The following is a 12440-nucleotide window of genomic DNA, read 5'->3' on the forward strand; positions in this document are numbered from 1 at the left end:
GCTATGGAAGAAGGTCTGCGCTTTGCGATTCGCGAAGGTGGTCGTACCGTAGGTGCGGGTGTGGTTTCTTCTGTAATCGCTTAAGTTTAGAGGCCAATAGCTCAATTGGTAGAGTATCGGTCTCCAAAACCGAGGGTTGGGGGTTCGAGACCCTCTTGGCCTGCCAAATAAAAAATTAACCGGCCTTGTGCCGGTTAATTTTTTTGTACTTAAGTTCTAAGATTATTTGGAATTAATTAATGGATCAATGCCGCTATCTAAAATGAAGGCGGGTGGGGTATTGATAAGTGAGTAAAGATGACAGAACATCCGTCTGGACGCAAAGAAGGCCATCAGAAAAAGGAAGTTGTGGTAAGTAATAAGCCGGCTCCTGAAAAGAAAGAAGGTCTGTTTGCATATTTTAAGAGCTCTTGGACTGAGTTTAAGAAGGTAGTTTGGCCGAGTCGTGATGAAGCGGTTAAAATGACTGTATTTGTGATTATCTTCGTTGCAGTTTTAGCAGCCTTCATTTATGCGGCAGATACAATTATTTCATGGTTGTTTTTTGATGTTTTATTAAATAGGAAAGGGTAAAGATGTCAAAGCGTTGGTATGTGGTACAGGCCTATTCCGGTTTCGAGAAAAATGTTCAAAAAACATTGAAAGAGCGTATTGCTCGTGAAAACATGGAAGAATATTTCGGTCAGATTCTCGTTCCTGTAGAGGAAGTGGTAGATATCAAGAATGGCCGAAAAACCATCAGTGAGCGTAAATTCTATCCAGGCTATGTGTTGGTTGAAATGGAAATGACCGATGATTCATGGCACTTGGTTAAGAGTACCCCTCGAGTAAATGGTTTTGTAGGTGGTAGCGGAAATCGTCCAATCCCAATTTCTCAAAAAGATGCAGATGCTATTTTGCAACAAGCCAAAACAGGTGTTGAGAAGCCAAAACCAAAAGTTGAATTTGAGGTTGGTCAGCAGGTTCGTGTGAATGAAGGTCCATTTGCTGATTTCAATGGAATTGTTGATGAGGTTAACTACGAGCGTAATAGACTGCGTGTTTCAGTTCAGATTTTTGGTCGTGAAACACCGGTTGAATTAGAGTTCGGTCAGGTTGAAAAGATTTAAGTGGTTTAATTCGCTTGAAATTTTTTTTTTAAGCGGATATAATCGCAAATTCTGTTTGGGAAGCGGAATGGTTCCGCGTTATACCCGTTTTTAGGAGTCCTTAAGTGGCAAAGAAAATTATCGGCTACATCAAACTGCAAATTCCTGCAGGTAAAGCCAATCCATCTCCCCCAGTTGGTCCTGCTTTGGGTCAACGTGGTTTAAATATCATGGAATTCTGTAAAGCATTTAATGCTGCAACCCAAGGTATGGAACCTGGTTTGCCAATTCCAGTCGTGATCACCGCATTTGCAGATAAATCATTCACATTTGTGATGAAAACCCCACCAGCTTCTATCTTGTTGAAAAAAGCTGCTGGTCTGCAAAAAGGTAGTTCTAATCCTCTGACTAACAAAGTGGGTAAATTGACCCGCGCTCAGTTGGAAGAAATTGCTAAAACTAAAGAGCCTGATTTGACTGCTGCTGATTTGGATGCGGCTGTTCGTACTATCGCCGGCTCTGCTCGCTCAATGGGCTTGGATGTGGAGGGTGTTGTATAATGGCTAAAGTATCTAAACGCTTGAAAGCTCTGCGCTCTTCTGTTGAAGCTAACAAACTGTACGCAATCGATGAAGCAATTGCTTTGGTTAAAAAAGCTGCTACTGCTAAATTTGACGAGTCTGTTGATGTATCTTTCAACTTGGGTGTTGATCCTCGTAAATCTGACCAAGTTATCCGTGGTTCAGTCGTTCTGCCTAAAGGTACCGGTAAAACAACTCGCGTAGCTGTGTTTACTCAAGGTGCAAATGCAGATGCTGCTAAAGAAGCTGGTGCAGATATTGTCGGTTTTGAAGATCTGGCTGCTGAAATCAAAGCTGGTAATCTGAACTTTGACGTTGTTATTGCTTCTCCTGATGCAATGCGTATCGTTGGTCAATTGGGTACCATCTTGGGTCCTCGTGGTCTGATGCCAAACCCTAAAGTAGGTACTGTTACTCCTAACGTTGCTGAAGCAGTTAAAAATGCAAAAGCAGGTCAAGTACAATACCGTACAGATAAAGCCGGTATCGTTCATGCAACTATCGGTCGTGCTTCTTTCGCTGAAGCTGACTTGAAAGAAAACTTCAATGCGTTGCTGGATGCTATCGTTAAGGCCAAACCTGCTGCTGCTAAAGGTCAGTACCTGAAAAAAGTTGCTGTATCCAGCACTATGGGTTTGGGTGTTCGCGTTGATACTGCAAGCGTGAACAACTAAGAAATTTTCAGGTGATCCAGTTTTCTGGATTGCCTGGATTTGGGCTACTTAAAATTAAGTAGATGTCCAAGACCGTAGGGATCGTAAGATTTAATCGTAACTGCCCTACGCAGACGGTAGTCCTGAAACACATTGCAAGATTGCTTGTAAGATGTCTTTTTAGGTTACCGCGCTGGTGGGATATCATTTCGGTATCCTGTTTATAAACAGTGGGAGGTAGACCTTGAGTCTCAATATTGAAACCAAGAAAGTGGCCGTAGAGGAAATTAGCGCAGCAATTGCTAACGCTCAAACTCTTGTAGTCGCTGAATATCGCGGTATCAGTGTTTCCAGCATGACTGAGCTTCGTGCAAATGCACGTAAAGAAGGCGTTTACTTGCGCGTTCTGAAAAATACTTTGGCTCGTCGCGCAGTAGAGGGTACTTCATTCGCAGATTTGGCCGATCAAATGGTTGGTCCATTGGTTTATGCTGCTTCTGAAGATGCTGTTGCTGCTGCTAAAGTGCTGCACCAATTCGCGAAAAAAGATGACAAAATTATCATTAAAGCCGGTTCTTACAATGGCGAAGTAATGGATGCTGCTCAGGTTACTGAGTTGGCTTCTATTCCAAGCCGCGAAGAGCTGTTGTCCAAACTGTTGTTCGTTATGCAAGCTCCTGTATCAGGCTTTGCACGTGGTTTGGCTGCTTTGGCAGAGAAAAAAGCTGGCGAAGAAGCCGCTTAATCGATTTTGTTTCATTTAATCAATTATTTTTTAATACAATATTTGGAGTATAAATAGCATGGCTATTACTAAAGAAGACATTTTGGAAGCCGTTGGTTCTTTGACCGTAATGGAATTGAACGACCTGGTTAAAGCTTTTGAAGAAAAATTTGGTGTTTCTGCTGCTGCAGTTGCAGTTGCAGGCCCTGCAGGTGCTGGTGCAGCTGCTGCTGAAGAAAAAACTGAATTTGACGTAGTATTGGCTTCTGCCGGTGATCAAAAAGTTGGCGTGATTAAAGTTGTCCGCGCTATCACTGGTCTGGGTCTGAAAGAAGCTAAAGACATCGTTGACGGTGCACCTAAAACTCTGAAAGAAGGTGTTTCTAAAGCTGAAGCTGAAGACATCCAAAAACAACTGGAAGAAGCCGGCGCTAAAGTCGAAATCAAATAATTTGATGCTTCCTATGAAGGCTGGCAGTTTTCTGCCAGCCTTATTTTGCTTCTTAAAATAAGCACCAGACATTGTTTACATTTATTTGCATAGTCTTTATAAAATCATTGCAAATAAATGTAAATATCAGGTTGATGCATGCCGTTGTTTCAGACGGCCTATTATTTAAAATTGCTTTTCGGAGTGTATATGAGCTATTCGTTTACCGAGAAAAAACGTATCCGTAAGAGTTTTGCAAAGCGAGAGAATGTCTTAGATGTTCCTTTCCTGCTGGCAACCCAAATTGATTCTTATGCGAAATTTTTGCAGCTGGAAAATGCTTTTGACCAACGTACTGATGATGGTCTGCAAGCGGCATTTAATTCTATTTTCCCGATTGTAAGCCATAATGGTTATGCGCGCTTGGAGTTTGTGCATTATACATTGGGCGAGCCTTTGTTCGATATTCCTGAATGCCAATTGCGCGGCATTACTTATGCGGCCCCATTGCGTGCTCGTATCCGTTTGGTGATTTTGGATAAAGAAGCATCTAAGCCGACAGTAAAAGAAGTTCGTGAAAACGAAGTGTATATGGGCGAAATCCCATTGATGACGCCAAGTGGCTCTTTTGTTATCAATGGTACTGAGCGCGTGATTGTTTCCCAGCTGCACCGTTCTCCTGGTGTGTTCTTTGAGCATGACCGTGGTAAAACACATTCTTCCGGTAAGCTGTTGTTCTCTGCTCGTATTATTCCTTACCGTGGTTCATGGTTGGATTTCGAATTTGATCCAAAAGATTTGCTGTATTTCCGTATCGACCGTCGCCGTAAAATGCCGGTTACGATTTTGTTGAAAGCTTTGGGCTACAACAATGAACAAATCTTGGATATTTTCTACGATAAAGAAACTTTCTATTTGTCTTCAAACGGTGTTCAAACTGATCTGGTTGCAGGCCGTCTGAAAGGTGAAACTGCCAAAGTTGATATCTTGGATAAAGAAGGCAATGTACTGGTCGCCAAAGGTAAACGCATTACTGCGAAAAATATCCGTGATATTACCAATGCAGGCTTGACTCGTCTGGATGTAGAGCCAGAAAGCCTGTTGGGTAAAGCATTGGCTGCTGACCTGATTGATCCGGAAACTGGCGAAGTATTGGCTTCTGCTAACGATGAAATTACAGAAGAACTGTTGGCCAAGCTTGATATCCATGGCGTAAAAGAAATTACGACCCTTTATATCAATGAATTGGATCAAGGTGGTTACATCTCCAGCACTCTGCGTACAGACGAAACTGCTGATCAGCAGGCTGCACGCGTTGCGATTTACCGCATGATGCGTCCTGGCGAACCGCCTACCGAAGAAGCTGTTGAGCAGCTCTTCAATCGCTTGTTCTTCAGTGAAGACAGCTATGATTTGTCTCGCGTAGGCCGTATGAAATTTAATACGCGCACATACGAGCAAAAATTGTCTGAAGCACAACAAAACTCTTGGTATGGCCGTTTGCTGAATGAAACTTTGGCCGGAGCAGCTGAAAAAGGCGGTTACGTTCTGAGTGTTGAAGACATCGTTGCTTCTATTGCTACATTGGTTGAACTGCGTAACGGTCATGGCGAAGTAGACGATATTGACCACTTGGGTAATCGTCGTGTTCGTTCTGTGGGTGAGTTGACTGAGAACCAATTCCGCAGCGGTTTGGCTCGTGTAGAACGTGCAGTTAAAGAGCGTTTGAACCAAGCAGAATCTGAGAACTTGATGCCGCATGACTTGATCAATGCGAAACCTGTTTCTGCCGCGATCAAAGAATTCTTCGGCTCTAGCCAATTGAGCCAATTTATGGATCAGACCAACCCATTGTCTGAAGTAACCCATAAACGCCGTGTATCTGCATTGGGCCCTGGCGGTTTGACTCGCGAACGTGCAGGCTTTGAGGTGCGAGACGTACATCCGACCCACTATGGCCGTGTATGTCCTATTGAAACACCTGAAGGTCCAAACATTGGTTTGATCAACTCATTGTCCGTTTATGCGCGTACCAATGATTATGGTTTCTTGGAAACCCCTTACCGCCGTGTTGTCGATGGCAAAGTAACTGAAGAAATCGATTACTTGTCTGCTATCGAAGAAGGCCGTTATGTGATTGCACAGGCGAATGCCGATTTGGACAAAGACGGTAATTTGATTGGCGACTTGGTTACTTGTCGTGAAAAAGGCGAAACCATTATGGCAACGCCTGACCGCGTTCAATATATGGACGTGGCAACCGGTCAAGTGGTATCTGTTGCAGCATCTCTGATTCCATTCTTGGAACATGATGACGCGAACCGTGCATTGATGGGTGCCAACATGCAACGTCAGGCCGTACCGTGCCTGCGTCCTGAAAAACCGATGGTTGGTACCGGTATCGAGCGCTCTGTTGCCGTTGACTCTGCAACTGCAATCGTTGCCCGCCGTGGTGGTGTGGTTGAGTATGTAGATGCCAACCGCGTTGTAGTTCGTGTTCATGATGATGAAGCGACTGCCGGTGAAGTGGGTGTCGATATTTACAACTTGGTTAAATTCACCCGTTCTAACCAATCTACCAACATCAACCAACGTCCGGCCGTAAAAGCAGGCGATGTGTTGCAACGTGGTGACTTGGTGGCCGATGGTGCATCTACCGACTTGGGTGAGTTGGCTTTGGGTCAAAACATGACCATCGCCTTCATGCCATGGAATGGTTACAACTACGAAGACTCGATTCTGATTTCAGAAAAAGTGGCCGCGGACGATCGTTATACTTCGATTCACATTGAAGAACTGAACGTTGTTGCACGTGACACTAAACTGGGTGCAGAAGACATTACCCGCGATATTCCGAACTTGTCTGAGCGTATGCAAAACCGTTTGGATGAATCCGGTATCGTATACATCGGTGCAGAAGTAGAAGCCGGTGACGTCTTGGTAGGTAAAGTAACACCTAAAGGCGAAACCCAACTGACTCCTGAAGAAAAACTGCTGCGTGCTATCTTCGGTGAAAAAGCATCTGACGTAAAAGATACTTCATTGCGTATGCCTACCGGCATGAGCGGTACCGTTATCGACGTTCAAGTTTTCACTCGTGAAGGTATCCAACGCGACAAACGTGCTCAATCCATTATTGATTCTGAATTGAAACGTTACCGTCAAGATTTGGGCGATCAATTGCGTATTTTCGATAATGACGCATTCGACCGTATCGAGCGTATGATTGTTGGTCAAAAAGCCAATGGTGGTCCGATGAAGCTGGCTAAAGGCAGTGAAATCACTACCGAATATTTGGCAAGCCTGTCTAGCAAACATGATTGGTTTGACATCCGTTTGGCTGACGAAGACTTGGCCAAACAGTTAGAACTGATTAAATTGAGCCTGCAACAAAAACGCGAAGAAGCGGATGAGTTGTATGAGATCAAGAAGAAAAAACTGACCCAAGGTGACGAGCTGCAACCGGGCGTACAAAAAATGGTGAAAGTATTTATCGCCATCAAACGCCGTCTGCAAGCCGGTGACAAAATGGCGGGTCGCCACGGTAACAAAGGTGTGGTATCACGCATTCTGCCAGTGGAAGACATGCCTTACATGGCTGACGGCCGTCCGGTAGACATCGTACTGAACCCATTGGGCGTACCTTCTCGTATGAACATCGGTCAGATTTTGGAAGTTCACTTGGGTTGGGCGGCAAAAGGTATCGGCGAACGCATCGACCGTATGCTGAAAGAGCAACGCAAAGCCAGCGAGCTGCGTGAATTCTTGAACAAGCTCTACAACGGTAGCGGTAAGAAAGAAGATTTGGACAGCCTGACAGATGAAGAAATCATCGAATTGGCTTCCAACCTGCGTAAAGGTGCATCTTTCGCCTCTCCTGTATTCGACGGTGCGAAAGAGTCTGAAATCCGCGAAATGTTGAACTTGGCTTACCCAAGCGAAGATCCTGAGGTTGAGAAACTGGGCTTCAACGACAGTAAAACTCAAATTACGCTGTATGACGGCCGTTCAGGCGAAGCATTTGATCGCAAGGTTACAGTCGGTGTGATGCACTATCTGAAACTGCACCACTTGGTTGACGAAAAAATGCACGCCCGTTCTACCGGTCCGTACAGTCTGGTTACCCAGCAGCCTCTGGGCGGTAAAGCTCAGTTCGGTGGCCAACGTTTCGGTGAGATGGAGGTTTGGGCATTGGAAGCATACGGTGCGGCATACACGCTGCAAGAGATGCTGACTGTGAAGTCTGACGACGTGAACGGCCGTACCAAAATGTACGAAAACATCGTCAAAGGCGAACACAAAATCGATGCCGGTATGCCTGAATCCTTCAACGTATTGGTTAAAGAGATTCGCTCACTGGGCTTGGATATCGATTTGGAACGCTACTAAACAGAAGTTTTCAGACGGCCTTTTAAGGCCGTCTGAAAAAGCGGTTTCGGAATAAGAATGAAGTAATCGGCATTTAGGCCGTCTGAAATCAAAAGTACCGTTTCCCAATATCGAAAATCCGCCATGCGGTAAAAATACTTCCTTCAAGGAGCAAAAATGAATTTGTTGAACTTATTTAATCCGTTGCAAACTGCCGGCATGGAAGAAGAGTTTGATGCCATCAAAATCGGTATTGCCTCTCCCGAAACCATCCGCTCATGGTCTTATGGCGAAGTTAAAAAACCTGAAACCATCAACTACCGTACGTTCAAACCTGAGCGAGATGGTTTGTTCTGCGCCAAAATTTTTGGCCCGGTCAAAGACTATGAATGTTTGTGCGGTAAATACAAACGCTTGAAATTTAAAGGCGTAACCTGTGAAAAATGTGGCGTAGAAGTGACCCTGTCCAAAGTGCGCCGCGAACGCATGGGCCACATTGAATTGGCTGCACCAGTTGCCCACATTTGGTTCTTGAAATCCCTGCCTTCACGCTTGGGTATGGTACTGGACATGACTTTGCGCGATATCGAACGCGTATTGTACTTTGAAGCATTTGTGGTAACCGATCCCGGCATGACTCCGTTGCAACGTCGTCAATTGCTGACTGAAGACGATTACTACAACAAACTGGACGAATACGGCGACGACTTCGATGCCAAAATGGGTGCAGAAGGTATCCGCGAATTGCTGCGTACCTTGGATATTACCGGCGAAATCGAAATCCTGCGTCAAGAGCTGGAATCTACCGGTTCTGACACCAAAATTAAAAAAATCGCCAAGCGTTTGAAAGTATTGGAAGCCTTTCACCGTTCCGGTATGAAACTGGAATGGATGATTATGGATGTGCTGCCGGTATTGCCGCCTGATTTGCGTCCGTTGGTTCCTTTGGATGGTGGTCGTTTTGCCACTTCCGATTTGAACGATTTGTACCGTCGTGTTATCAACCGTAACAACCGTCTGAAACGTCTGTTGGAACTGCATGCGCCTGACATCATCGTTCGTAACGAAAAACGTATGTTGCAAGAAGCAGTTGACTCTCTGTTGGATAACGGCCGTCGCGGTAAAGCCATGACTGGCGCCAACAAACGTCCGCTGAAATCATTGGCTGACATGATTAAAGGTAAAGGCGGCCGCTTCCGTCAAAACCTGCTGGGTAAACGTGTGGACTACTCCGGTCGTTCCGTAATTACCGTAGGCCCATACCTGCGTCTGCACCAATGTGGTCTGCCGAAAAAAATGGCTTTGGAACTGTTCAAACCATTCATTTTCCACAAATTGGAAAAGCAAGGTTTGGCTTCTACCGTTAAAGCTGCGAAAAAATTGGTAGAACAAGAAGTACCTGAAGTATGGGATATCTTGGAAGAAGTCATCCGCGAACATCCGATTATGCTGAACCGTGCGCCAACCCTGCACCGTTTGGGTATTCAAGCGTTCGAACCTATTCTGATCGAAGGTAAAGCTATTCAGTTGCACCCATTGGTGTGTGCCGCATTTAACGCCGACTTTGACGGTGACCAAATGGCTGTACACGTTCCATTGAGCTTGGAAGCACAAATGGAAGCACGCACGCTGATGCTGGCTTCAAACAACGTATTGTCTCCAGCCAACGGCGAACCAATCATCGTACCTTCTCAAGATATCGTATTGGGTTTGTACTACATGACCCGCGACCGTATCAATGCTAAAGGCGAAGGCAGCCTGTTTGCCGATGTGAAAGAAGTACATCGTGCATACCATACCAAACAGGTTGAACTGGGTACGAAAATTATCGTACGTCTGCGCGAATGGGTGAAAAACGAAGCAGGTGAGTTTGAGCCTGTTGTTAACCGTTATGAAACAACCGTCGGCCGTGCATTGTTGAGCGAAATCTTACCTAAAGGCCTGCCGTTCGAGTACATCAACAAAGCGCTGAAGAAAAAAGAAATTTCTAAACTGATTAACGCATCATTCCGTCTGTGCGGCTTGCGTGATACAGTTATTTTCGCCGACCACTTGATGTATACCGGTTTCGGTTTTGCGGCTAAAGGCGGTATTTCCATTGCGGTTGACGATATGGAAATTCCGAAAGAAAAAGCAGCCTTGCTGGCCGAGGCTAATGCCGAAGTTAAAGAAATCGAAGACCAATACCGTCAAGGTTTGGTGACCAACGGCGAACGTTACAACAAAGTGGTCGATATTTGGGGTCGTGCCGGCGATAAGATCGCTAAAGCGATGATGGACAACCTGTCCAAACAAAAAGTCATCGACCGTGACGGCAACGAAGTTGATCAAGAGTCCTTCAACTCTATTTACATGATGGCCGACTCTGGTGCCCGTGGTTCTGCAGCTCAGATTAAACAGTTGTCCGGTATGCGTGGTTTGATGGCAAAACCTGACGGCTCCATTATTGAAACGCCTATTACCTCTAACTTCCGCGAAGGCCTGACCGTATTGCAATACTTTATTGCGACCCACGGTGCGCGTAAGGGTTTGGCGGATACCGCGTTGAAAACGGCAAACTCCGGTTACTTGACCCGTCGTTTGGTAGACGTAACCCAAGATTTGGTGGTTGTTGAAGACGATTGCGGTACTTCAGACGGCTTTGTGATGAAGGCAGTGGTACAAGGCGGTGACGTAATTGAAGCTTTGCGTGAGCGTATTTTGGGCCGCGTTACTGCTTCTGATGTTGTCGATCCTTCGACTGGCGAGACTTTGGTGGAAGCCGGTACATTGTTGACCGAGAAACTGGTAGATATGATCGACCAATCCGGTGTCGATGAAGTCAAAGTCCGTACACCGATTACTTGTAAAACCCGTCATGGCTTGTGTGCGCACTGTTATGGTCGCGACTTGGCACGCGGTAAACTGGTTAACGCCGGTGAGGCAGTTGGTGTGATTGCTGCACAATCCATTGGTGAGCCAGGTACTCAGCTGACCATGCGTACGTTCCACATTGGTGGTGCGGCATCTCGTGCGGCGGCAGCCAGCCAAGTAGAAGCTAAATCCAATGGTACAGCACGTTTCAGCAGTCAAATGCGTTATGTTGCCAACAACAAAGGCGAGTTGGTTGTCATTGGCCGTTCTTGTGAAGTAGTGATTCACGACGATATCGGTCGCGAACGTGAACGTCACAAAGTACCTTACGGTGCAATCCTGCTGGTACAAGACGGCGAAGCCATTAAAGCTGGTCAAACCTTGGCAACTTGGGATCCGCATACCCGTCCGATGATCACCGAACATGCAGGTATGGTGAAATTCGAAAACGTGGAAGAGGGTGTTACCGTTGCGAAACAGACCGACGATGTAACTGGTTTGTCTACTTTGGTAGTGATTGACGGCAAACGTCGTTCCTCTAGTGCTTCTAAACTGTTGCGTCCGACTGTCAAACTGTTGGATGAAAATGGTCTGGAAATTTGCATTCCTGGTACGACTACCCCAGTTTCTATGGCATTCCCGGTCGGTGCGGTGATTACCATTCGTGAAGGTCAGGAAGTCGGTAAGGGTGATGTATTGGCGCGTATTCCACAAGCGTCTTCTAAAACCCGCGATATTACCGGTGGTCTGCCACGCGTAGCCGAATTGTTTGAAGCACGCGTGCCGAAAGATGCAGGTATGTTGGCAGAAATTACCGGTACCGTTTCCTTCGGTAAAGAAACCAAAGGTAAACAGCGTCTGATTATTACCGACGTAGACGGTGTAGCATACGAAACCCTGATTTCTAAAGAGAAACAGATTTTGGTACATGACGGTCAAGTGGTAAACCGCGGTGAAACCATCGTAGACGGTGCCGTAGACCCACACGACATTCTGCGTCTGCAAGGTATCGAAGCATTGGCTCGCTACATCGTTCAAGAGGTGCAAGAGGTTTACCGCCTGCAAGGTGTGAAGATTTCCGATAAACACATCGAAGTCATCATCCGTCAAATGTTGCGTCGAGTGAACATTGTCGATTCTGGTGATACAGAGTTCATTACCGGTGAGCAAGTTGAGCGTGGCGATGTGATGCTTGCCAATGAAAAAGCCATGGCTGAAGACAAAGAGCCGGCACGTTACGAAAACGTGTTGTTGGGTATTACCAAAGCTTCCTTGTCTACAGACAGCTTCATTTCAGCGGCATCGTTCCAAGAAACAACCCGCGTCTTGACAGAGGCCGCTATTATGGGCAAACAAGACGAGCTGCGTGGTTTGAAAGAGAACGTAATTGTTGGTCGTTTGATTCCTGCCGGTACAGGTTTGACCTACCACCGCAGCCGCCATCAACAATGGCAGCAAGCCGATCAAGAAACTTCTGAAACCGAAGCTTCAGACGAATAATCCCTCGGGATTGTTGTAAAAATAAAACCGCAAGCCAGTCTTGCGGTTTTATTTTTTAGAGGACTTAAAAGAGGGTAGAGTTTAAGGCCGTCTGAATAAATAAGGAAAGCAATGGAGAAAATAAGTAGAGAACCAAATTGCGGACTTATTTAAAATGACAAAGGCCGAGACCTTTGCAAAATTCCCCAAAATCCCCTAAATTCCCACCAAGACATTTAGGAGATTTTCCATGAGCACCTTCTT

Annotated in this window: 8 protein-coding genes, 1 tRNA gene and 1 pseudogene; all 10 read left to right on the plus strand. The window is 45.8% G+C overall.

The genetic code is table 11. The features are described 5' to 3' along the window. Positions 1 to 84 (plus strand): annotated as a pseudogene (locus tag ACTHRE_RS10850) (hypothetical protein); the annotation flags it as partial. A 6-nt stretch (positions 85 to 90) separates the two neighbouring features. Then, positions 91 to 166 (plus strand) — tRNA-Trp (locus ACTHRE_RS10855). 131 nt (positions 167 to 297) lie between these two features. After that, positions 298 to 573 (plus strand): preprotein translocase subunit SecE, encoded by a 276-nt coding sequence (gene secE / locus ACTHRE_RS10860; protein ID WP_070461116.1) that lies wholly within the window; start codon positions 298 to 300, stop codon positions 571 to 573. Between the two features lie 2 nt (positions 574 to 575). Further along, a complete protein-coding gene (gene nusG / locus ACTHRE_RS10865; RefSeq protein WP_003680697.1) occupies positions 576 to 1109 on the plus strand; it encodes a transcription termination/antitermination protein NusG in 534 nt (177 codons plus the stop codon). Positions 1110 to 1213: 104 nt separating this feature from the next. Next, positions 1214 to 1648 (plus strand): 50S ribosomal protein L11, encoded by a 435-nt coding sequence (rplK, locus tag ACTHRE_RS10870; RefSeq protein ID WP_002220151.1) that lies wholly within the window; start codon positions 1214 to 1216, stop codon positions 1646 to 1648. Next, entirely contained in the window at positions 1648 to 2343 is a 696-nt protein-coding gene (rplA, locus tag ACTHRE_RS10875; RefSeq protein WP_003677918.1) for a 50S ribosomal protein L1, read from the plus strand. The genes rplK and rplA overlap by 1 nt, the downstream gene beginning before the upstream one ends. Positions 2344 to 2566: 223 nt before the next feature. Beyond that, complete coding sequence (rplJ, locus tag ACTHRE_RS10880) at positions 2567 to 3067, plus strand: 50S ribosomal protein L10 (protein ID WP_293205229.1); 501 nt, start codon at positions 2567 to 2569, stop codon at positions 3065 to 3067. A 58-nt stretch (positions 3068 to 3125) separates the two neighbouring features. Continuing rightward, positions 3126 to 3497: a 50S ribosomal protein L7/L12 gene (rplL, locus tag ACTHRE_RS10885; RefSeq protein ID WP_003677916.1), complete on the plus strand. Its 372-nt coding sequence runs from the start codon at positions 3126 to 3128 to the stop codon at positions 3495 to 3497. Between the two features lie 189 nt (positions 3498 to 3686). After that, on the plus strand, positions 3687 to 7865 hold the full coding sequence (gene rpoB, locus ACTHRE_RS10890; RefSeq protein WP_070645303.1) for a DNA-directed RNA polymerase subunit beta: 4179 nt from the start codon (positions 3687 to 3689) through the stop codon (positions 7863 to 7865). A 156-nt stretch (positions 7866 to 8021) separates the two neighbouring features. Beyond that, entirely contained in the window at positions 8022 to 12197 is a 4176-nt protein-coding gene (rpoC, locus tag ACTHRE_RS10895) for a DNA-directed RNA polymerase subunit beta' (protein ID WP_377073777.1), read from the plus strand. Positions 12198 to 12440 lie beyond the last annotated feature (243 nt).

The organism is Neisseria sp. P0001.S007, from assembly GCF_051963655.1.
In the GTDB taxonomy this organism is placed as follows: domain Bacteria; phylum Pseudomonadota; class Gammaproteobacteria; order Burkholderiales; family Neisseriaceae; genus Neisseria; species Neisseria subflava_A.